Origin of the sequence: Vibrio sp. SG41-7 (assembly GCF_014164465.1) — a bacterium.
Classification (GTDB): Bacteria; Pseudomonadota; Gammaproteobacteria; order Enterobacterales; family Vibrionaceae; genus Vibrio; species Vibrio splendidus.
The window spans coordinates 15,920-36,428 of sequence record NZ_JACJFF010000052.1; the positions used below are offsets into that span (position 1 = coordinate 15,920).

Below are 20,509 nucleotides of genomic sequence, written 5' to 3' on the forward strand. Positions count from 1 at the left end.
CTGCTCATCTAACCTATTGAGTGTTCAGTATATCGTGAAAAAGGCGATACTTTCTATGTTGCGCTATTTTCTATCACATAAGCCCATCGGCAAGTGTAACGTCTGTGCGGTAGGTGCCAAATTGAGCCAATGAAACTTACGTCTATCAAAAACACTTAGTCTTCTCGAAAAAGCTTAAGCTTCTCGAAAAACCTTAGACCTTTCAAACAATGGGGCTTCCCAAATTTTGGGCATAAAAAAACCCAGCTATAAGCTGGGTTTTTAATTTATTCTTCTATAAAAGAAGAGACAAAGGGGCTATCAATTACTTGATTTTAGCTTCTTTGTACATAACGTGCTGGCGAACTACTGGATCAAACTTTTTGATCTCAAATTTGCCTGGCATGTTACGCTTGTTCTTGTCAGTTGTGTAGAAGTGACCAGTTCCAGCAGAAGATACTAGACGGATTTTCTCACGAATGCCTTTAGCCATTGCTTAATTCCTCTTAAACGTTTTCGCCACGTGCACGGATATCAACAAGAACAGCATCGATGCCTTTCTTATCAATAATACGCATGCCTTTAGCAGTTAGACGTAGTTTAACAAAACGTTTTTCGCTCTCTACCCAGAAACGGTGAGTTTGTAGGTTCGGCAGAAAACGACGCTTGGTAGCATTGCGTGCGTGTGAACGGTTATTACCCGTTACTGGACGCTTACCAGTTACTTGACATACTCGGGACATGAATGTCTCTCCAAATCGTTTCAGCTCGATATCAACCTTGGTGGCCGAACCTCTCTATCAATTCTGAAAATAGAGGTAAAAACCATAATGGAAAATCCATTCAAGGCTATCAAAGGTCGCGTATTATACTAACTTGACATGCATTGCTCAAGACCCGAACAGATCCTTTTTAAGGATTTCGTGATCTTTTTTTGAACAGGGCAGCTATTTGAGTAATCAGAGCTGATTTAAGGTTCTAAAATGTGGGCGGAATGATAGCAGATTTAACGCAACTAACAACCTAAAATGTGATTCAAATCCATCCGCGTTCTGCAAAAGAGATAACTTCACCATCTCCAACCACAAAATGGTCGAGAATTCGGATGTCCACCAGCGCCAATGCGTCGGTTAATCTGCGTGTAATTCGCCTATCTGCTTGGCTTGGCTCCGCAACACCAGAAGGATGATTGTGCGCTAGGATTAATGCTGCTGCATTATGATGAAGTGCCCGTTTCACTACTTCTCTAGGGTAAACTGATGCGGCATCGATGGTTCCTTCAAACATCACTTCATCCTTTATTACTCTATTTTGGTTATCTAGGAACAAGATATAGAAGGCTTCTCGCTGGCGATCGCGCAATATACTCGAAAGATACAACTTGGTATGGCTTGGGCTAGTGAGTGCATCGCCTCGAGATAAAGTTTCGGCCAAATAACGTTGCGTCATCTCTAAAACGGCCTGCAACTGGACATATTTCGCCTGCCCCATCCCTTTATGAGCACAAAACTCAGTCTCGGTTGCAGAAAAAAGTTGGCGCAACGAACCAAAATCTTTGATCAACTTGTCAGAAAGCTCTAAAACATTCATTCCTTGTGTGCCCGTTCGAAGAAATATCGCTAACAACTCCGCATCACTTAAAGAATCTGGCCCTCGACTCAGTAACTTTTCTCTTGGCATCGACTCAACAGGCATCTTATTTATAGGCATATAAAGGCTATTTAGGGTCATGAATACAACCCGTCAGCTTAATAAGCTTGCAACCAGAGATCCTTTGATAAAGAGAAAAGGAAACGAGTCGCTAGCAAAACCGTGTAATTGATAAGTTTGATAACACCAATTTGATGAGCATCAAGTCTGTTCGAATTCTGCTTCTAGGCACTAATCCTTTGTTCTGATATCGTAAGTCCCAGAGAAATTAAGGAACAGAATCATGCAAACATTGGTTAATCAACTGGATAACGCTGACCTACAAGGCCTAGCTGGGAAAAAAATCCTACTTGGCATTAGTGGTGGTATCGCTGCGTATAAATGTGCCGAACTGACTCGACGCTTAATTGAACGTGGGGCGCAAGTACAAGTCGTGATGACGAATGCAGCCAAGGAGTTCATCACTCCTCTCACCATGCAAGCCGTCTCTGGAAGGCCAGTGTCTGATAGTTTGCTTGATCCTGCTGCTGAGGCTTCCATGGGGCACATCGAGCTCGCAAAATGGGCTGACTTGGTATTACTAGCGCCCGCAACCGCAGATCTTATTGCTCGCATGACGGCAGGTATGGGCAACGACCTGCTGACCACGCTGCTTTTAGCAACCGATGCGCCAGTTGCGGTATCTCCGGCAATGAACCAACAAATGTACAGCCACCCTGCAACTCAAGAAAACATCGCCACACTAAAGCGTCGTGGCTGTGAGATCTGGGGGCCCGCTGCTGGCGAACAGGCCTGTGGTGATGTCGGCATGGGTCGTATGCTAGAACCAATGCAGCTCGTGCACCGTTGTGAAGACTTCTTCCAGCCTAAGCCGCTTGCTGGCCGTTCGGTGTTGATTACTGCGGGTCCAACTCGTGAAGCCATCGACCCGGTGCGTTACATTACTAACCACAGCTCAGGCAAGATGGGCTATGCACTGGCTGAAGCGGCCGCGAAACAAGGCGCAACAGTGACTCTAATCAGTGGCCCTGTTTCATTAGCGACGCCAAACCAGGTTAATCGTATTGATGTCGACAGCGCACAACAGATGTTTGATGCCGTTACTGCCAACGTTGCTCAACACGATATTTTCATCAGCTGCGCCGCAGTAGCTGATTACCGCCCTGAGACCATTGCAGACCAAAAGCTTAAAAAGGTCGATGGTAAAGACGACATGACCATTCAAATGGTTAAGAACCCAGACATTGTCGCTTCTGTCGCCTCAATGTCCGAAGGTCGCCCATTTACTGTTGGCTTCGCTGCAGAAACTCAAGATGTTGAGAAGTACGCGCGCGGCAAACTGGAAAGAAAGAACCTAGATATGATTTGCGCCAATGACGTTTCTGTCGAAGGCCAAGGCTTTAATAGCAGCAGTAATGAATTGCACCTTTATTGGAAAGACGGTGATAAATCTCTGCCACTGGAAAGCAAAGACACACTTGGTTTCCAGATCCTCGATCAGATCCAACAGCTTATTGATGCATAAACGCACAAATTTGCTCTGACAATCTGCTGACACCTCTCGATTCTGTTGACCTAGGGCTCACAAAACTAGGAAACAGAATTGAATGGCGTTTATAATCCTTCTTCACTCAATCCTCATCTTTAGGAAAGGAAGTAAATAGATGGCTGGTACTCGAAAATCAAACCGTCGTGAAGAAATCCTACAAGCTCTCGCACAAATGTTGGAATCGACCGAAGGTGCTTCTCGTATCACAACGGTAAAGTTGGCCAAGCAAGTTGGTGTTTCTGAAGCTGCGTTATACCGCCACTTCCCAAGCAAAGCCCGCATGTTTGAAGGCCTGATCGAGTTCATTGAAGAAGCGTTGATGTCTCGAATCAACCGCATTCTGGATGAAGAGAAAGACACGCTAGAGCGCATACGCCTAGTGCTACAACTTATCTTAGTTTTCTCAGAACGTAACCCAGGCCTGACTCGAATTTTGTCTGGTCATGCTCTAATGTTTGAAAATGAACGCCTGCGTGATCGCATCAACCAACTTTTCGAACGCATTGAGACGCAACTTCGCCAGATCCTGCGTGAAAGAAAGCTTCGTGAAGGGAAATCATTCCCGGTTGATGAGAAAATCTTAGCCGCTCAGCTGCTCGGTCAAGTTGAAGGCAGCTTGAATCGATTTGTTCGCTCAGACTTCAAATATCAACCAACAGAAAACTTTGATGCTTATTGGGCTCTGCTAAGCGCTCAGATTAAGTAACAATCAAATTAAGTAGCAATCAAATCTTAAGTGATGGTTATGACGACGAAAACTTCTCCGACAAACAGCACTGCACAACACGTTATTACTAAGCCACCTTTTACTCTGGCATTACTCCACCCTAAATACTGGGGAGTATGGTTCGGTTTTGGGTTATTGGCGCTTATCGTTAACGTTCTCCCTCATCGCCTCTTACTGCTGTTAGGCCGATCGTTAGGCTCTTTGGGCGCTCGTTATGGTAAAAAGCGTGTAGCGGTCGCAACACGTAACTTGGAGCTCGCCTTCCCAGACAAGCCAGCAGATGAAGTCGCGGCAATGGTCAGTGAGAACTTCAAGAACACCGGTATGGCACTCATCGAAACGGGCATTACTTGGTTCTGGCCAACGTGGCGTTTCAAGCGAATCCTAGTAGATAAAGACACCCAAACACTGCGCACTCACAAAGCCAACGGTAAAGGTGTTTTGTTGTGCTGTGTGCATGCCTTGAACCTAGAGATCACTGCGCGAGCAATGGCCGTTCTTGGTATTTCTGGTTTAGGTGTTTACCGCCCGCACAACAATCCAGCTTATGAATTCATTCAATACCGTGGTCGTACTCAGAACGGCAACCGTCTTATCCACCGTAAAGATGTGAAACGTATGATTCGGATCCTGCGTCAAGGTGAGATCCTTTTCTATCTGCCGGATCATGACTATGGCCGTAACAAGTCTGTGTTTGTGCCTTTCTTCGCAGTAGAAGATGCGTGTACCACAACAGGCACCAGTATTCTGGCTTACACTAGCCGATGTGCACTTGTTCCGGGGTCTGGTTTTAGAAATGCCGATGGTAAGTATGAAATCATGGCGGATGAGTCCATCGAAGATGACTATCCACGCAAAGATGAAAAAGCCGCGGCCGCTTATCTAAACCGCTATCTTGAGAAAATTATCTTACGAGCTCCAGAGCAATGGATGTGGCTACACAAACGCTTCAAAACCATGGAAGACCCAGAAATTGAGCGCGGTATTCGTTATAAATAGATAAGAAAGCTGCTCATCTCAATAGAAAAGTAAAAGGCCCGAAAAAGTTATCTCTCTCGGGCCTTTTTGCTTTTTCGATTCTTAATCTAGAGCGCTAAACCATCAGGTTCAACTTCTTCAGTTTACGAATTAGATACCATATTGAGCGCGGTATGCTTTTACTGATTCTAGATGTGCTGCGTCTGTGCCTTTCTCTTCAAGGAAAGTCACAAGGTCAGTCAGGCTAACGATTGAGATAATTGCACAACCGAAGTCACGCTCTACTTCTTGAATCGCAGACAATTCGCCTTTGCCTTTCTCTTGACGGTCAATCGCAACAAGCACGCCCGCTAAGTCAGCGCCGTTTGCTTGGATGATTTCCATCGACTCACGAATCGCTGTACCTGCAGTGATCACGTCATCCACTAGCATGATGCGACCTTCAAGTTCGCTACCCACTAGGTTGCCACCTTCACCGTGGTTCTTCGCTTCTTTACGGTTGAAGCAGTAAGGCGTGTCCACATCGTGGTGATCAGCAAGTGCAACCGCTGTTGTCGTTGCAATTGGGATACCTTTGTACGCAGGGCCAAATAGTACGTCGAACTCAATACCTGAATCTGCCAATGCTGCTGCGTAGAAGCGACCTAAGCGTGCTAGGTCACGACCTGTATTAAACAATCCAGCATTGAAGAAGTAAGGGCTCTTACGGCCAGACTTTAAAGTAAACTCACCAAACTTAAGTACTTCTTTCTCTAGTGCAAATTCAATAAATTCACGTTGATATGCTTTCATGTTTTTCCTCTACGTTTATCCAATAAAACTTAATTAACTTAAACTCTTCTTAGTATCTTCTAAGTAGTCGTGTTTTCCGCTAGGCAACAAGCTTGCGAAACCCGTGAGCTTACGAGTAGTAAGTCATTCGGGTGAGTAAGCGCAGTTAACAACGCGGAGGGCGCGAATACGAAGAAGACAAAAAAATAGCCCCCAATGTGGGAGCTATCTAGAAACTAGTCGGCCAACGCAGCTTTCTGCGCTTCGACGATATCGGTAATGCCCTTATTCGCCAGGGCTAAAAGCTGCATCAGCTCTTCGTGGCTGAACGGTTCGCCTTCTGCGGTGCCTTGAATCTCAATCATCTTACCGTCTTCCGTCATTACAACGTTCATATCGGTATCTGCTGCTGAGTCTTCAACGTACTCAAGGTCACACAGTGCTTGTGCACCAACGATGCCCACTGAAACTGCCGCTACGTGGCCTTTCATTGGGTTCTTTTTCAGTTTGCCGCTTGCTAGTAGGCTGTTGATAGCATCAGCCATTGCAACGCTTGCACCTGAGATAGAAGCAGTACGAGTACCGCCGTCTGCTTGGATAACATCACAATCGACAGTGATCATGATTTCACCCATTACTTTCAGGTCAACAACAGCACGTAGGCTACGCGCGATCAGACGTTGGATTTCCATCGTACGACCACCTTGCTTGCCGCTCGCCGCTTCACGACGGTTACGAGTGTGCGTTGCACGTGGCAGCATGCCGTATTCAGCCGTTACCCAACCCTTTCCTTGGCCTTTTAACCAACGCGGTACGTTTTCTTCTACCGTCGCATTACATAGAACTTTAGTGTTGCCGAACTCAACTAATACAGAACCTTCAGCATAAGCTGTGTAGTTACGAGTAATTTTAATTGGACGAATTTGATCTACAGCGCGGTCATTTGGACGCATTGGTATCTACCTTATTAACAGTCTGAAGTGATTTACTATCGAAAGAGTGCATCACCTAAGAAAGGGGTGAGACAGTTTTGATTGGGGCAAGATTATATAGCAGTTTATCTTTCAAATCTATTTACCATTCAAAGCGACTTACGACTTAAAGCGACTTACGACTCAAAGATACTTACCGTGAAAGGCTATTTATCACGGAAAAGCGACAGGCTTCGGGTGCACCCCGTATCGTGATACTATGCGTGCGCGTTATTTTCAGAATGATAAAAGACAGGAAAATTCGATGATTTATAGTATGACCGCGTACGCACGCAAAGAAGTAAAAGGCGATTGGGGTACAGCAGTATGGGAAATCCGTAGTGTAAACCAACGCTACCTTGAAACTTACTTCCGTATGCCTGAACAGTTCCGTGGTTTAGAGCCGATCTTGCGTGAGCGTTTCCGTAAGCGTCTAGCGCGCGGTAAGGTTGAATGTAACCTACGCTTCGAAGCAAACCCAGCAGCAAAGGGCGAGCTAAGCATTAACGAAGGTTTGGCTCAGCAAGTAATCAATGCGGCGAACCAAGTAATGACGATGACTGGCGAAGACAGCCGTCTGAACCCATTCCAAGTCATGAATTGGCCTGGTGTGATGGAAACGCCAGAGCAAGACATGGATGCCATCAACAAAGACCTGCTAGAAGCATTCAACGATGCTATCGCAGAGTTCATTGATGCTCGTGCTCGTGAAGGTGAGAACATGAAGGCGCTCATCGTACAGCGCTTAAATGCAATCACTGAAGAAGTAGTGAAAGTTCGTGCACGTATGCCTGAGATCCTAGAGTGGCAACGTGAGCGTCTTCTTACCAAATTTGAAGATGCAAAAATTGAACTGGAAGGTTCTCGTGTTGAGCAAGAGCTTATCCTGCTAGCACAAAAGTCAGACGTAGCAGAAGAGCTAGACCGTTTAGACTCTCACGTGAAAGAAGCAAATGTCGTATTGAAGAAAGGTGGCGCTTGTGGCCGTAAGCTTGACTTCATGATGCAAGAGTTCAACCGTGAGTCAAACACGTTAGCGTCTAAGTCTATCAGCACAGACATCACAGCATCAGGCGTAGAGCTTAAAGTTCTTATCGAACAGATGCGCGAGCAGATCCAGAATATTGAATAATAGTTACAATTGTATTTTATTGCATTCAAACAATTAAAATACAACAACTTACTAAAAATAACCTTCCATCACCGTATTCTTTAATACTCCATTAACCACCACCAACTGGTGGTTAATGTGGTGGGTATGATAGACTTATTACAAACGTAAGTGGTGGGTAATTTAATGCCCACCGAAATCATGCGCTATTAGAGGTGATTATGGCTAAGTTGACGGTTAAGAAAGTAGAAGCGCTCATTAAGGCTGGAGGCGAGAAAACACAGCGCCATGCTGATGGTGAGGGCTTATACCTAGTGGTTCCAGCGTCAGGTACTGCAAGCTGGATGCTACGCTTTACCTCCAATAAAAAGCGCCGTGAAATGACGCTTGGTAAGGTCAAAGACCTTTCCCTATCTAACGCCCGCCTCGAAGCTGCCACTAAAATGAAGCAAGTCCGCGAAGGCTTTGATCCTCTCTTGCAACGCAAACGCGCAGAACAAGAAAGCATTAAAACCGTTAATGACTTATTTGAGGATTGGTACCCTACATTAGTTAAACGCCTTAAACATCCGACTATACCTAAACGTATTTATACCAAAGATATTGCCCCTCATATTGGTGAAGTCCCACTTGACCAAATGACCGCCCGTGATATTCGCACAACGATCACAGCAATTAATGACTCTGGCCGCCCAACCATCGCAAATGATGCTCTAGGCTACTGTAAGCAACTTTTTAATCATGCTATTAAGCTTGACCTTCTTAGCAGTAACCCTGCTTCTGCGTTTACTGTAAGGGACGCAGGAGGTGTAGAAAAAAGCAAAGATCGAGTCCTAGAAAATGAAGAGTTAACGTCGTTTTTCCGCATTGCGAGAGAAAATAGCACTAGCTTTAGTCGTGACAATTACTTGGCCTGTGCATTACTGGTTTGTTTAGGGGTACGTAAATCTGAATTGTGTGAAGCGAAATGGGAAGAGTTTAATCTAGAGGAAGGCTTGTGGCATTTACCAGCGGATCGCAGTAAAACTAATGTTGGCTTTACTATTCCGCTAGCGCCAGAAGTATTGAAGTGGCTTGAGGAGTTGAAAATAAGGGGCTTTGGCTCTGAGTATGTATTTCCTAGCAGAAGAGCTAGCAAAAGCCCTCACATGGGACCTGACACGCTCAATAGAGCGATTACTAAGCTATTTGGACATGAAGCTGGTAAGAAGAAGCAACCGCCTAACTTGATGGGCGACATGCCGCACTTTACTGTACATGACCTACGCCGCACTTGTCGAACGCTACTGGCAAAACAGGGTACTCCCGGCGAAGTCGCCGAGAGATGCTTGAATCACAAGTTAAAAGGTGTTGAAGGTATCTATAATCAAAATGATTACTTGGAAGATCGGAGAGAGGCTCTTGATAAACTGGCTGTTACCGTAAAAAGTGTGATTTAAGGGAGGTATTAGATATGAAGCAACTAAACACCTACGATACAAAAGAAGAAGGCGAGGAAGCGCTAGCCAAAATCGATGAGCCCAAACGCCTTGCCAGTGAACGGGATAGTACCGAAGTCATCTACAACGTAAACGATCATTTTGAGGCCGGATTACCCCGTTTCAGCGACATCAGACGTTAAAAAATTCTCTGCGAACTTATTTTTCCACTGAAGTGGCGTGAGTTCCGCAACGTCAGTGGCTGGATGGATCGCCACTCGCTGTAAAACATCAACGAGGTAGGTGTAAGGATTGATGCCATGGAGTCGACAGGTCACCATTAAGCTCTGAAGCATACCTAGATTCCTCAGAGCCTAACTCCAATCCGCAGCTCAGTAGTCAGTAGTCCCTGAAAACACTGAAGCCAGCGGTACCACCTCATATTTATGAGTGAGCTCAGTTGATGAAAGAATCAGCACTTACTTAAATCGTTGCCGTCGAGCTTCCTTATAAAAAGGATACTAACCGCTAACAAGTAATCAACGGGTTAGGCTCATGAACAATAATTGTGGTAGCCGGCTGATCTAATTGAGTAAAAGGGCTGGTCTAATCAAGTCATATACATAGCCAAGATCATTCTTTGATTGAGGTCGATTGCTTATAATACCCGCAGCCATATGAGGGTGCCCTCCACCAAAGCCAATCCCTTCTTCATTTAGTGCTCTCCTAACTATCTTCCCTACATTGTTTTTTGAACACTCGGAACGAAGAGAAATAAAGGTTTTCTCTCTATTTCTGGCAATAAGGACGACAATATCGAGCTCGTCAACACTTAGTAGGAAATCACCTAATACGCCGAGCATATTTTTAGGGCACCCCTCAGGAAGAACGGCAAACGCTGCATTTCTTTCACGACGCAAGCTATTGAGCATTTGGTAGAAAAGTTGTAACTCGTGAAATTCAACTTGATTACGGCAAACCTTATTGACCATATCATTGTTGGCTTTAGCTTGGAGATACAACAATGCTTTTAGATCTGCAGTTCCTACCCCTCGGGTAAAATTTGCGGTATCAAAGCTCAAACCAACCAGTAGTGCTGTTGCAATATTCTGTGGCATCGGCAAAGAGAAATGACGATAATACTCCACCATTATGGTTGCTGTTGAGCCATAATGTGAACGTATATCGGCATACCATACAAAATCAGGGGCTTTCACTTGATGGTGGTCAATCACCCCAACCTCTAAGCCTGGAAAGTCATTAATATTTTTTTCACCAATACAACCATCAACAACAATAATTTTATCATCTGGCTGAAGCTTTAAGTCTTTTGGCTCATAAATTGGAATCTCTAACCAATCGATTAGGTTCCTGAGCGACACTCTGTCTATATACCCATGAAACGTAATAAACGGGTTCAGGCCTTTCTTCTTTAATAAATATGCCAGTGCGTATGCGGAAGAGATCGCATCATGATCAGGGAAGTCATGAGCTTGAATAATAATTCTCTTCTCCCCCTTAAGTCGCTCTAGAAAACTTTCGAACTTTAAATTTTTCATAACCCACCGACGAATAAGTTCTAGCTTCGTAAAAAACTAGAACTGATGTATTATTGGTTAACTTTTATTAATTAAACGATACTCTGTATTCGACAAAATGGCTTCTTCTAAAGCACCGACACCCAAGGAACTGTAACCATAAAAATTAGGCTTCGTCTTCAGACGTAAAGACTGCACGCTCTTTACGACATCCTCATCCATTGTTAACGAGTCAACAACTTCAGAGAGTAAGTTTCTAGTACCCTCAGCCATTGGAGAAATGAAGTCACTAACACCACTGATTGACGAGTATAAATAGCCAAATTCACCGCCGTTATTTTCTTCAATGTAGTAACTACCGGTTCTAGCAAATGATGCTCGAATTTCATTCACACTTTCAATTGCCTTAAAAGGTTGATTGAAAAACTCCGTACCGCCTGCATGTTCTAATGTTTCGGGTTCAAAGCCTTCATCAGGAAATACAATATAAGCGACAATGGCATTATCTCTAGCAATAGATGAAAGAATAAAATTATCATCTTTGTAGTACTTAATAACGTCACCGCCTGTTGAGCGCTTAATATAAACTGGGGCACCAAATACCTGGTCTAATATGTCATCTGATGAGCGAATGTACACTTTTTCAAGTTTTTTGTGTGATGGGATATCTGTCATTTGTGAAAGACCAAAAACAACCACCTTTTCGATTGCATCAACACTGTCGTTAAAACCACCCAAGGCAATTGAGACTACTGACAACAAAGCAATCGTGCGTGCCAGGCTTCCTTTATTTTGAGCTTCTGACAACGACTCTTGGTTCTCTTGAAGTTCCTTTAATTCATCCTGAATTTCTTTTTGAACCTCACTGTTCTTATCTTCAGTCATCACTCACCTTTTATCTCTTCAATTTTATCAATCAATGCGTCTTTGCCTTCTTCAGCTTGTTCTTGCACTCGCTCAAAAGCATCGGCATCTATGATATCTTCAATTTCACTACTGTAATTTAAGCCTAGGTAAATACCAAGAGCGATAAAAAATAAAGCAAAAATCTTAAACATTGTTACTCTCTCAACTCTAAAAAAGGTTAAAGTTCATACTTTTTCCATGTACTAACGACAAGCCTTACTTATACAGTGCGATACGGCTGTTCACTTTCTTCAAGTAATTCTTTGTTTCATCATATGGCAATTTCGCAACCAATTGGTTATACACTTCTTCTGGAGTCATCTTATTGATCACTTTAGACGCTTTACCAATACTTGTTGAACGGTCTTTGTTAAACGCCCGAGCAACGTTCCCTGCTCCTGTGTTATAAGCCGCAATTACGCAATACAGTCGACTTTGATCATTCGCGATCTTACGTAAATATTTACTATTTAAGATATCTAAGTAAGCAGTGCCAGTTTCAACGTTAATTACTGGTTGATACAGATCTGAAGCCTTCATTGGCGCATCGATATTTCGAACTTGCTTGTTTACATCATGCCCTGCGCTGGTCGGAACAACTTGCATAAGACCAAACGCCGGTACGTGGGATTTAGCATCTGGACGGAAAGCCGACTCAGAGTGCATGATCGCCATAATCAATGCAGCATCTATATCCCAGTTCTTGCTTTCTTTCTCTGCAAGAGATGTATATTTACTCGCACGAGATTTCAAGCTGTTCTCTGGAAGTTTCACTTTATAGCTGATCACTTTTTGTGGTTTAGTTGAGATCGATGCAGCTTCGGTAATTGGTTTTGACTTTACTGCTTGATCTTTCGGTGCAACTTTCACCACTTGTTCAACTACTGTCGAAGCTTCTTGCGCTGGCGTTGACTCTGTCTTTTCGATTTCTTTTGCTTTTTCAGCTACAAACGTCTCTGGTTGACTAACCGCTATGCCATATTTAGCTCGCATTTCGTTGTAAAGCTTAGTCTGAGCAGCAATACGCTCTTTTGCTTTAGTAAGCAGTGCTAGTTTCTTATTGTGAGTTCGCTGGTAGATGAACGAGTCAGGAATACCGGTATCAGATTGAATCAATCGCTCCGCTTGAACATCAAGTTCATTCATTTGACTCTGCGTTTGTTCAATAACAAAGTTCTTTTCTTGTTGCTCCTTATCTAAAGAATACAAAACCGCATGGTCTTCCGCTTTCAGATTGACTAGATCAACCGTTTTCCCTTCAACTTCAACAGGGATTTTTCTTACAAGCGCTTCTATCTCTTCAGAGCTACTGTCTTCATCAACTAAAACAGAAATCGTAGCTGTATTACTTTCATAGTCCACAGCTGTCTTAACTTGGTCGCTTTGTGAATAGTCAACCTGTTTTGTTTGAGAAGATACCTCCCCTTCCCCCCAAGTTTTAATAAGACCTGTACGGCGCTCATCAAGTTTATTGGTATATTCGTCTCGCCATTGTTCATACTCATCCAAATAAGCATTTACATAAGCATGAAATTCTTTAAGTGTTTCTTCTTGAGATTGACTTGCTTTTACAACCGCATTATCGAGTTGTTGCTTTTGGCTATCTGATACTGCGTGTATTGGAAAGCTAACAGCTGCTGAGATTGCAATCGCCAGCCCTGTCTTGGTGATCGTTTTATACATAACTAACTCCGAGAGTGTATAGAAAAAAAGGCCACTCTAGTAAGTGGCCATTTTCACTTTAACTAATCATCAAGCAACGATTATTTTTTCAAAGAATCGAATACGGCAGCAAGATCTGCGGCAGCTTTTTCGTCGTTAAATTGATTCCAAAGAGCTGAGTCTTCGCCACCAACTTCGTCGATGATTTTATTCATATTTGCATCATAAGTTGCTTGGTCCATACCAACTAATACATACAGCCCACCAGCTGGACTTGTTTGGCTTACCAATACTCGGCTATTTGTAAGTCTTTTACTCACTACCGATTTAGTAATGTCTTCAAATGCCTCTTGAACATTTTCCGTTACCAGCGTTACGCCTTCCCCAGCGGATGTTGACGTAGCACCGTCAGTAGCAGATTGAAATAGATTACTCACATCTGCTTCAAAAGCCGCAGCAAGGTTTACCCGAGCATCGTTCACGGCGATTTTACGCATAACACTCATACCCGCTGCACTTTTCTTCGCATAACCTGTTGCACCAATAGCTACATCCGTAGGAACTACATCACAGATCCAACCAGGAGCTTCGACATTAGGTGCATCTGGAAACGTACATGACGCAAAATTTTGAGCTTGCTCTAGTGTATTGTTGTTGCTTTGGCAACCAGCAAGAGCAGTAACCAGTGACGTTGCAATAATTAGTTTTTTCATATATTAAAGCTATCCATAACGTTGTTTGTGTATCATTTCCAATTAGTAAATCTGCAAATGATCATTTGATATTTAGTGCATCAACTCACCTATGATGCATTTCTCAACTCTCAGTGACATTCCTGAATCAATCTCAACCTAACATAACTTACCAAAAATCAGCCAACCCATTGTTTTAAAGTGTTTTTAAAAAATAATAAGCCTTATCAGAATAACGCTTAAAGCACTCTGATTTGGTATTCATTAAGTACATCAACTTTCGAGTGGTAGTTTGGCTGGTGAGTACGTAACATGATCTCAATGTCTTGAACTAGCTCACTTGCATCGCTAAGCGACCTTAGCTGAATAACAATATTGCCACTCTGTTGGCTTGATTTAATATCCGAAACCCCATTGATATCGCCAATCAAACGGAAAAGTTGCCCCTGTTTGCCTGCGGCTTTCTGTGAAAAAGTGAGTTCTCGGATAGGCCCACCGCGGCTTGCCATTGTTTGCACCGACGATTGAAGTTCGCGTTTTAGCGCAATCTGATTACCTTCAACAGCTAAGTGAACAGCTGCAAGTTCATTGAGCATGCCCGCTTTGTTCGGTAGCGTCATGAAAGTCGGGTCATTGTGCCAACTACCATAACGGTTACCAGCACGATCAACCACGGTTGCTGATAGCTCAAGCTGAAGCCCGGAAGAGGTCACTTTTTTGTTTTCTTGCACATCAAGAATGACACTAGACTGAGCTGGGTTAGAAGCAAGATCAAAGCCCATCTCTGCGAGTGCATTGGAGAATGTATCTTTTACGACTGGGAGATCTGCATCAACATAGATTGAAGGTTGACCAAGGCTTTCTATCAATCTTGCTATTTTCGCTTCCATTTTCTGTCGCTCAACAAACACATCCAGCGTAACGGTTACAAAGCCGTTAGGTTTTTCCTGATAAGAGATTTCATTCCAACTGGAAATCATGCCTTGAGGTTCCATCGAAAGTGATTGCATTGCGATTTCTTGCAAGTCGAAATCATTGCTGCTTTCTGCTCCTGATAGAGTATCGTAAGACTTTTGCATATAACCAGAATTGACCATTGCGCCAAATACCTGGCTAATAGCGCGTTTGAAGGCATCTTGTTCTGCCACTTGTCTTGCAGTCAATGCCAATTTGTTACTCTCACGACCTTCACCGACAACCACAACAGACATAACCGGTGAGTCATCCCATTCGATACCGTCGTCAGTGTTAGCAAACCCAGTATTGAGTTCTGGAGCTAGGCGCACTGTGATACAAGTATCATCCCCTTGAATTTCAGGTACACTAAAATCGGCATTGATATCACCAGCAGCAATGCTTGTTAGCAGTAAATCTCGGTTCTGTTGATCAAATTGCTCCTTAACTAACACACTATCTTCCGTTGAAAAAGAAACAGGGACTTTACCTTGCAAGAACAAACGAAGATTGTTTAAACCGTCAGCTTTTGCTGACTCAATGGCCATTGCCCCTCGACCATATGCACAACCTTGTTCAATAAGAGCCAACGTAGGCTGGCTCTTATCTAATTCCAGAGCAGGAACGGACATACATACAAATAAGGTACTAATAGCAAAGCTTTTACTTAGCCTTTTGCCGCCCATGTACTACGCTCCTTCATAAATTCCATAGGAACCCCAACACTTACAGCGAAAATGCGACGTTGGCGATCAGGGCGATAAATCCCGTCTTCAGCAATGTCTTTCACTTCATCGGCTATGCTGCTGTCTTTCCAACGAACCATTTTCCCTTGGGCACTTTGTTGGCTTGGGTTAACAGTAGCAACACCAATAGGTTCAACAAAGCCTGCGCTGTATTCGAATATAACCATGGTCTCGTTAGGTAGTACGCCTGCATTTTGCCCACGGTCTAATGAAATTCGGTCGCCTTTAATACCCATAACCTGAGCGGTAGCCGGCATTTCTTTGAGTAAACGCGTTAACATTATATCGAAGCCGCGTGATGACATTTCATTAAGAACGGCATCAACATCTTTACCACTGGTGTAATTAAAACCGCGATAATAATCGCCATTTGCAATCACGGTGGTGTAACTGTCTTTATCGCGCACATCAAAGTTAGAAACACGTATCTTACCGATATTCGGATAGCTCACTTTTTCTCGTGTATATGGGTCAATCACACCTGTCGTCATTTCCATTGAAGTTTGGAACAAAGACTGAGTTGAACCAAACAACATGTCAGCGGTTTTGAGTACATCGACTTTCATAATGTAATCGGTAGATAACTTGCCGCGACTGCTTGCTTCTTTCGCTACATTTACCGCACCACTATATCCCAGAATATCTATCATTCCTGCGTTAATAGCATCGGTATCGCGAGTCAAAATACGGAAACGGTTAACGCCCGCGAACTGGTTCTCTAAAGTGTTTTCTAACGCTTTGGTTTGGAATTTACTGATGCTGGAGTGCATGGAATTAAACACATCAGCAGATTTTCCCTGAAGGTTTTCATTCACATCCGTTTCCACATCACCAAAATACAAAAGAATTGTTTTTTTCGCGAGTGGGCAGCGAGTATCTTTTTCTTCGGATTCATAGGTACAGAATTGAAGACCTTGAGTACTGAAGTACGCTGGTACTTCGATATCGTCACTGCTAAATTCATATGCTGACTTGCCGATAACCAACGATGAATTTCCCGCATTACTTTCTACTGAATACGTTTGGCTACCTTGATGACTCTGGCAAGCCGTAAGCGCAATTGCAGCAGTGACTAAACCGGCAATTCGAGAAAGTTTCATTATGATTTCACTTTGTCTGCAACAACTTTGTCTAAATTCTCAAGCTGTTCGATGGTGTTTTGATCCATTGAGATAAGAGAGTTAGCATCTAGAGCCAATTTAGAACGCTCTTCCATTTCGTAGTAAGCTTCAACAACAGGTACTTTTTCCTCTTCAGCAACATCCTCTTGTTCATTTGAGAAAAGCTTCATCCCACTATCTGCTAAACCACCAGCTGACTCAGCAGCAAGGGCTGTGGCATTTTCAGACGCAATGATTGCTAACTCCGCCACCTCAACGGCAATCTCCGCTGCCAGTTTTACGTTTTTATCGAATATTCCAGCAGAAGCACTGTTATAAGCATCTACTTTCGGTGTAATCTTTTTATCAGCTGCTTTACCTTCATCGAATTCGCTCATTGCAACGCGAAGTTCCTCATCTGATTTATCTGCATTTACAGCTAAGAAGCCAGCAACATCTCCGTGCTTAGATGCCAGCATTCGGTAGTCATTAAACACCGAACATTGACGCTCTTGCAATGACACCATTATTTTTGATGCTTTGTCTACAGCAAATGATACTGGTGTGAATTCGGTCCCTAACTCTTGACACTTCTGAGTAAGTTCCTTACTTAAAGCTTCGCGATCTACCGTTGCTGATTCCATACCTGGAATAGATGAACAACCAGCCATTACTGATACAACCAAACCAGCCAGGATTGTTTTCTTTATCATTTTTAAGTCCTTTAGTTAAACAATGTATAAATCGAGTTTTCACTCAGTATTTTAGTTATTTTTTCTTGTGCTATTTCGAGAGCCTTCTCTTTGCTAGCAGCCTCTCCGGTTTCCGACAAAATCTTTTGACTAACCACAACATTAGGCTTTTTTTCTTCAAAAATTTTCAAAATTAGTTCTTGCTTAGCTATATATTTATTATTTCTTCGACCTTTTCTAACATTACCCTTAATATAAACAATAATGTCTCCTTGCGAAGTAAAGCCTACTTTATCAGCTAATAAAGCACTTAATTGCCTGGAGTAGTCATCTGAAGCAGTCCGAATGGTAATGTCGATATTCTGAATACGCTCGACCGTCTTACGCTCGAGCACAATCTGCTGCTGATGGAATAACCTCGCCACACTATTATCCAACGAGGTTAGGACTAAGATCGATTGATGACTTTTATTTAATAGTCTTTCGGCTTCAGCGAAGGATAGTGCACTTTTCCAGCCGTCACCTTGCTTTATCGTATACTGCTTGGCCAATTGGTGTTTCTGTTCAATATCACGTGACAGCTGATCACTCCATGTATCTTTATGGATTCTAAATTCAAACTTACACTCAAAACCATCGCAAGATGACTTAACCAATTCCATATTACTGATATTAATCGGTATCGAAGAAATTTTAGATGTAGTATCCATGGTTACGTCATGACTACCAGACTCCTGCTTTTCTCCATTTATAAACTCTGTTCTGGTTTTATATTTCTTGGAAGCTGTTTCCTCGACCTCCACAGTACTAAACATCTGAAGAGCTAATTTTTCCTTGGCATCTTTTTCAGCTTGTTGTTGATTTTCACCGTATCCATAAATATACAAGTATGGGCCAGCGAACGACGAATACGACACACCCAATAAGCATGAAATGATAAGCGGCTTGAGTTTAAAATTACTTTTTCTCACATAGCACCTTTGAATTGAAGGCTGGCCCGGGCATTCCCCTAATGTATGATAGATCTAATCCTTAGCTTGAATTTCTTTAAACTAAAAATTGATTTATAACTGCTCATTAAGTTAATTTGACTTGTTAAACACCGACTGGCAAGCACGCACAGCAAATAGGCTCATAGAAACACGTTTAAGTTATTTATTACCACTATTGTTTGCAACAAGATAGCGACAGTAATGAGTTATAGATCAAGGAACCGTGTATTCTTTTTGTATTTCAACCACCAAGGTGTACTCTTCAATGTTAACCTCACGTCTCTACTAGGCAGGAAAAATACTGGTGCTCTCCTGTGAACCAAAGCCTCTGTTTGGGCTTTATACCCAATTTTCATGGAAGCGTTTCTTTGTTAGCTTTACGGGCCCGCCCTAGGCGCTCCGCAAACATGGTGCAACCCTCTAGCTACGCGCCATAACGCATTAAAAACCAACGTTCTAGATACGAGGCGGCTTCCAGGGTTACAGAAATCCGCGAGAGCTTTAAGTAGACAAACTAGCTCCCCGTAGTAGTTTGCTACCTTATTTACAATTCCACGCACTCCACTTTGCTCATCAACCAATCATCAACCTCGCTTTCAAGCCAGGCTTTGCGTTTGCCCATAACGGTATAGTTTCCAGGGAATTCACCCGCTTTGATTAAGAGATAGATACTGCTGCGGCACAATGTTGTTTTATCCATGACTTGCTGTAGTTTTAAAAATCTCAATGGTGCTTTATTCAGGGCATGCTGCTGTGAATATTCCATAATGGTAATCCTTATGTATTAACTCGTTCATACCAAGGACTCACTATTATTTTTTTACCTAGATATCCCCTACCTCACCCCACCAACCTGTATTCAAAATCCTTTCAGATATATTTCATCACTACGCATAGCCCAATAAACAAAGCTAAGGAGGCCCCTATGCGTACATCTCGACCAACCATTCCAACTAATAACCACTATCCAGCTCACCAAACCTCTAGCCTCAATGAGTTACTAGAGAACGCAGCTGAAGCGCTCGCACAAAAGTACAAGCGTGAAGGTACCTTCACTAATCCTGAGAACGTGAAAGAGTATCTACAGCTAAAGCTTGGCTCGTATGATCGTGAAGTGTTTGCACTAATGCTGCTAGATAACCAGCATCAGCTCATTCGTTTTGAAGAGCTGTTCTTTGGCACCATCGATGCGGCAAGTGTTTACCCACGTGAAGTGGTGAAAGCTGCACTTAACGTAAATGCTGCAGCGGTGATCTTGGCGCACAATCACCCCAGTGGGATTGCGGAGCCCTCTAGAGCAGACAAGCGCATCACTAGCAAGTTGGTCGATGCGTTGGGGCTTATTGATGTGCGAGTGCTCGACCACATTGTAGTTGGTGAGCATTGTGTTTCTTTTGCTGAAAGGAGCTGGATATGAATAACCATCAATCAGTCTGTAAGAGTAAGGAGGCGCATATGCAAGCTAAATCATTACTCAACGACACATCAAACAGTTTGTCATTTAACAAAGCCGCTTTACCCATCTCCAATGCGTTATTGAAACGTTTGGCTGATGTGTTGAACCAACACACTGAAGTGGTCAGTGACAATTACATCGTGATTAACTTTAGAGACAAAGACTACAGTGCTGAAAACGGTGGCTACCATCCTGTTGAGATTTCATTAAGCAAAGATGCCCACAATCACTACACGATTTTGTACATCACTGACTTTAGTTTCTGCGGTGGCCCCTACCCCGAACTTGAGCGAGATATCGACTTTGATTTTGGTAACTCGGCGGCTTTTACTCGGTACGGTGGCTGGGCGAGTATTTGTTCACCCGCGATTGTCGAGCTCTATCCATTGTGGGAAGACAACTTTATCGCCTACCTCGACACCGACACTTACGACCAAATTGAAGTACGAGGTCATTAGGCGTTAGTTCACCACAACTCAAACGGCACTTTCCAACAACATCCACCAGCACAGATAACGGCTGATACTGCTGCTTCCCATATTGTTAAAACGGGAAGCTTCAATCCCTTGCTACATAAGGGTTTGGCGGTATCGGCCTCTCTGAGCTTCCCAAAACAC

The 20,509-nt window shown here is 43.2% G+C and carries 23 protein-coding genes and 1 pseudogene; 8 read left to right on the forward strand and 16 right to left on the reverse strand.

The genetic code is table 11. The annotated features are described in order from the left end of the window. Window positions 1–304: 304 nt before the first annotated feature. The 3 genes from rpmG to radC (H5300_RS14645) all read right to left on the reverse strand — a co-directional run bounded on the left by rpmG (window position 305) and on the right by radC (H5300_RS14645) (window position 1,689). Entirely contained in the window at window positions 305–472 is a 168-nt protein-coding gene (rpmG, locus tag H5300_RS14635; protein WP_002535344.1) for a 50S ribosomal protein L33, read from the reverse strand. A 13-nt stretch (window positions 473–485) separates the two neighbouring features. Continuing rightward, the gene (rpmB, locus tag H5300_RS14640) at window positions 486–722 is read right to left on the reverse strand and encodes a 50S ribosomal protein L28 (RefSeq protein WP_004728407.1); all 237 of its coding nucleotides are present in this window, start codon (window positions 720–722) and stop codon (window positions 486–488) included. Window positions 723–1,014: 292 nt separating this feature from the next. Then, a complete protein-coding gene (gene radC / locus H5300_RS14645) occupies window positions 1,015–1,689 on the reverse strand; it encodes a DNA repair protein RadC (protein ID WP_029222211.1) in 675 nt (224 codons plus the stop codon). Window positions 1,690–1,912: 223 nt separating this feature from the next. On the opposite strand from radC (H5300_RS14645), the gene coaBC reads away from it, so the two are divergent. From coaBC to lpxL, 3 genes are all read left to right on the forward strand, one after another. Next, window positions 1,913–3,154 (forward strand): bifunctional phosphopantothenoylcysteine decarboxylase/phosphopantothenate--cysteine ligase CoaBC, encoded by a 1,242-nt coding sequence (gene coaBC, locus H5300_RS14650; protein WP_182796270.1) that lies wholly within the window; start codon window positions 1,913–1,915, stop codon window positions 3,152–3,154. A 139-nt stretch (window positions 3,155–3,293) separates the two neighbouring features. After that, window positions 3,294–3,884 (forward strand): nucleoid occlusion factor SlmA, encoded by a 591-nt coding sequence (gene slmA / locus H5300_RS14655; protein WP_004741428.1) that lies wholly within the window; start codon window positions 3,294–3,296, stop codon window positions 3,882–3,884. 39 nt (window positions 3,885–3,923) lie between these two features. Beyond that, window positions 3,924–4,904 (forward strand): LpxL/LpxP family Kdo(2)-lipid IV(A) lauroyl/palmitoleoyl acyltransferase, encoded by a 981-nt coding sequence (gene lpxL / locus H5300_RS14660; protein ID WP_182796271.1) that lies wholly within the window; start codon window positions 3,924–3,926, stop codon window positions 4,902–4,904. Window positions 4,905–5,033: 129 nt separating this feature from the next. Here the strand turns inward: lpxL and pyrE are convergent, their stop codons facing one another. Both pyrE and rph read right to left on the reverse strand, forming a co-directional pair. Further along, a complete protein-coding gene (gene pyrE / locus H5300_RS14665) occupies window positions 5,034–5,675 on the reverse strand; it encodes an orotate phosphoribosyltransferase (RefSeq protein ID WP_004735727.1) in 642 nt (213 codons plus the stop codon). A 215-nt stretch (window positions 5,676–5,890) separates the two neighbouring features. Continuing rightward, complete coding sequence (gene rph, locus H5300_RS14670) at window positions 5,891–6,607, reverse strand: ribonuclease PH (protein ID WP_004735726.1); 717 nt, start codon at window positions 6,605–6,607, stop codon at window positions 5,891–5,893. A 283-nt stretch (window positions 6,608–6,890) separates the two neighbouring features. Here rph and H5300_RS14675 point away from each other — a divergent pair, with 283 nt between their 5' ends. From H5300_RS14675 to H5300_RS14685, 3 genes are all read left to right on the forward strand, one after another. Beyond that, window positions 6,891–7,757: a YicC/YloC family endoribonuclease gene (locus H5300_RS14675; protein ID WP_102294639.1), complete on the forward strand. Its 867-nt coding sequence runs from the start codon at window positions 6,891–6,893 to the stop codon at window positions 7,755–7,757. Between the two features lie 200 nt (window positions 7,758–7,957). Further along, entirely contained in the window at window positions 7,958–9,175 is a 1,218-nt protein-coding gene (locus H5300_RS14680) for a site-specific integrase (RefSeq protein ID WP_182796272.1), read from the forward strand. Window positions 9,176–9,189: 14 nt separating this feature from the next. Then, a complete protein-coding gene (locus H5300_RS14685; RefSeq protein ID WP_182796286.1) occupies window positions 9,190–9,357 on the forward strand; it encodes a hypothetical protein in 168 nt (55 codons plus the stop codon). Here H5300_RS14685 and H5300_RS14690 read toward each other — a convergent pair. The 11 genes and pseudogenes from H5300_RS14690 to H5300_RS14740 form a co-directional block, all read right to left on the reverse strand. After that, window positions 9,328–9,516: pseudogene (locus tag H5300_RS14690) on the reverse strand (transposase domain-containing protein); the annotation flags it as partial. The gene H5300_RS14685 and the pseudogene H5300_RS14690 sit on opposite strands and share 30 nt — an antisense overlap. Before the next feature lie 222 nt (window positions 9,517–9,738). Beyond that, window positions 9,739–10,713 carry a bifunctional oligoribonuclease/PAP phosphatase NrnA gene (locus tag H5300_RS14695; RefSeq protein ID WP_182796273.1) on the reverse strand — a complete coding sequence of 325 codons (975 nt, stop codon included), beginning with the start codon at window positions 10,711–10,713 and terminating at the stop codon, window positions 9,739–9,741. A 57-nt stretch (window positions 10,714–10,770) separates the two neighbouring features. Beyond that, on the reverse strand, window positions 10,771–11,577 hold the full coding sequence (locus H5300_RS14700) for an ETEC_3214 domain-containing protein (RefSeq protein ID WP_182796274.1): 807 nt from the start codon (window positions 11,575–11,577) through the stop codon (window positions 10,771–10,773). Beyond that, on the reverse strand, window positions 11,577–11,750 hold the full coding sequence (locus H5300_RS14705) for a hypothetical protein (RefSeq protein ID WP_182796275.1): 174 nt from the start codon (window positions 11,748–11,750) through the stop codon (window positions 11,577–11,579). The genes H5300_RS14700 and H5300_RS14705 overlap by 1 nt, the downstream gene beginning before the upstream one ends. Before the next feature lie 64 nt (window positions 11,751–11,814). Beyond that, window positions 11,815–13,281, reverse strand: coding sequence for a transglycosylase SLT domain-containing protein (locus H5300_RS14710; RefSeq protein ID WP_182796276.1), 1,467 nt, complete (start codon window positions 13,279–13,281; stop codon window positions 11,815–11,817). Between the two features lie 80 nt (window positions 13,282–13,361). After that, a complete protein-coding gene (locus H5300_RS14715; protein ID WP_182796277.1) occupies window positions 13,362–13,973 on the reverse strand; it encodes a lipoprotein in 612 nt (203 codons plus the stop codon). 218 nt (window positions 13,974–14,191) lie between these two features. Next, a complete protein-coding gene (locus tag H5300_RS14720) occupies window positions 14,192–15,592 on the reverse strand; it encodes a hypothetical protein (protein WP_182796278.1) in 1,401 nt (466 codons plus the stop codon). Further along, window positions 15,574–16,752: a hypothetical protein gene (locus tag H5300_RS14725; RefSeq protein WP_182796279.1), complete on the reverse strand. Its 1,179-nt coding sequence runs from the start codon at window positions 16,750–16,752 to the stop codon at window positions 15,574–15,576. The genes H5300_RS14720 and H5300_RS14725 overlap by 19 nt, the downstream gene beginning before the upstream one ends. Then, window positions 16,752–17,465, reverse strand: a complete 714-nt coding sequence (locus tag H5300_RS14730; protein ID WP_182796280.1) for a hypothetical protein — start codon at window positions 17,463–17,465, stop codon at window positions 16,752–16,754. The genes H5300_RS14725 and H5300_RS14730 overlap by 1 nt, the downstream gene beginning before the upstream one ends. A gap of 11 nt (window positions 17,466–17,476) precedes the next feature. Further along, window positions 17,477–18,415, reverse strand: a complete 939-nt coding sequence (locus H5300_RS14735) for a hypothetical protein (RefSeq protein WP_182796281.1) — start codon at window positions 18,413–18,415, stop codon at window positions 17,477–17,479. A 565-nt stretch (window positions 18,416–18,980) separates the two neighbouring features. Next, window positions 18,981–19,202: an AlpA family phage regulatory protein gene (locus H5300_RS14740; RefSeq protein WP_182796282.1), complete on the reverse strand. Its 222-nt coding sequence runs from the start codon at window positions 19,200–19,202 to the stop codon at window positions 18,981–18,983. Between the two features lie 159 nt (window positions 19,203–19,361). Here H5300_RS14740 and radC (H5300_RS14745) point away from each other — a divergent pair, with 159 nt between their 5' ends. Next, complete coding sequence (gene radC, locus H5300_RS14745) at window positions 19,362–19,853, forward strand: DNA repair protein RadC (RefSeq protein WP_182796283.1); 492 nt, start codon at window positions 19,362–19,364, stop codon at window positions 19,851–19,853. Then, window positions 19,850–20,350, forward strand: coding sequence for a DUF2787 domain-containing protein (locus H5300_RS14750; RefSeq protein ID WP_405055140.1), 501 nt, complete (start codon window positions 19,850–19,852; stop codon window positions 20,348–20,350). The genes radC (H5300_RS14745) and H5300_RS14750 overlap by 4 nt, the downstream gene beginning before the upstream one ends. Window positions 20,351–20,509 lie beyond the last annotated feature (159 nt).

Coding starts and splice junctions, on each gene's coding strand:
- rpmG (WP_002535344.1), bottom strand. CDS start 472: ATGGCTAAAGGCATTCGTGAGAAAATCCGTCTAGTATCTTCTGCTGGA.
- rpmB (WP_004728407.1), bottom strand. CDS start 722: ATGTCCCGAGTATGTCAAGTAACTGGTAAGCGTCCAGTAACGGGTAAT.
- radC (WP_029222211.1), bottom strand. CDS start 1,689: ATGCCTATAAATAAGATGCCTGTTGAGTCGATGCCAAGAGAAAAGTTA.
- coaBC (WP_182796270.1), top strand. CDS start 1,913: ATGCAAACATTGGTTAATCAACTGGATAACGCTGACCTACAAGGCCTA.
- slmA (WP_004741428.1), top strand. CDS start 3,294: ATGGCTGGTACTCGAAAATCAAACCGTCGTGAAGAAATCCTACAAGCT.
- lpxL (WP_182796271.1), top strand. CDS start 3,924: ATGACGACGAAAACTTCTCCGACAAACAGCACTGCACAACACGTTATT.
- pyrE (WP_004735727.1), bottom strand. CDS start 5,675: ATGAAAGCATATCAACGTGAATTTATTGAATTTGCACTAGAGAAAGAA.
- rph (WP_004735726.1), bottom strand. CDS start 6,607: ATGCGTCCAAATGACCGCGCTGTAGATCAAATTCGTCCAATTAAAATT.
- H5300_RS14675 (WP_102294639.1), top strand. CDS start 6,891: ATGATTTATAGTATGACCGCGTACGCACGCAAAGAAGTAAAAGGCGAT.
- H5300_RS14680 (WP_182796272.1), top strand. CDS start 7,958: ATGGCTAAGTTGACGGTTAAGAAAGTAGAAGCGCTCATTAAGGCTGGA.
- H5300_RS14685 (WP_182796286.1), top strand. CDS start 9,190: ATGAAGCAACTAAACACCTACGATACAAAAGAAGAAGGCGAGGAAGCG.
- H5300_RS14695 (WP_182796273.1), bottom strand. CDS start 10,713: ATGAAAAATTTAAAGTTCGAAAGTTTTCTAGAGCGACTTAAGGGGGAG.
- H5300_RS14700 (WP_182796274.1), bottom strand. CDS start 11,577: ATGACTGAAGATAAGAACAGTGAGGTTCAAAAAGAAATTCAGGATGAA.
- H5300_RS14705 (WP_182796275.1), bottom strand. CDS start 11,750: ATGTTTAAGATTTTTGCTTTATTTTTTATCGCTCTTGGTATTTACCTA.
- H5300_RS14710 (WP_182796276.1), bottom strand. CDS start 13,281: ATGTATAAAACGATCACCAAGACAGGGCTGGCGATTGCAATCTCAGCA.
- H5300_RS14715 (WP_182796277.1), bottom strand. CDS start 13,973: ATGAAAAAACTAATTATTGCAACGTCACTGGTTACTGCTCTTGCTGGT.
- H5300_RS14720 (WP_182796278.1), bottom strand. CDS start 15,592: ATGGGCGGCAAAAGGCTAAGTAAAAGCTTTGCTATTAGTACCTTATTT.
- H5300_RS14725 (WP_182796279.1), bottom strand. CDS start 16,752: ATGAAACTTTCTCGAATTGCCGGTTTAGTCACTGCTGCAATTGCGCTT.
- H5300_RS14730 (WP_182796280.1), bottom strand. CDS start 17,465: ATGATAAAGAAAACAATCCTGGCTGGTTTGGTTGTATCAGTAATGGCT.
- H5300_RS14740 (WP_182796282.1), bottom strand. CDS start 19,202: ATGGAATATTCACAGCAGCATGCCCTGAATAAAGCACCATTGAGATTT.
- radC (WP_182796283.1), top strand. CDS start 19,362: ATGCGTACATCTCGACCAACCATTCCAACTAATAACCACTATCCAGCT.
- H5300_RS14750 (WP_405055140.1), top strand. CDS start 19,850: ATGAATAACCATCAATCAGTCTGTAAGAGTAAGGAGGCGCATATGCAA.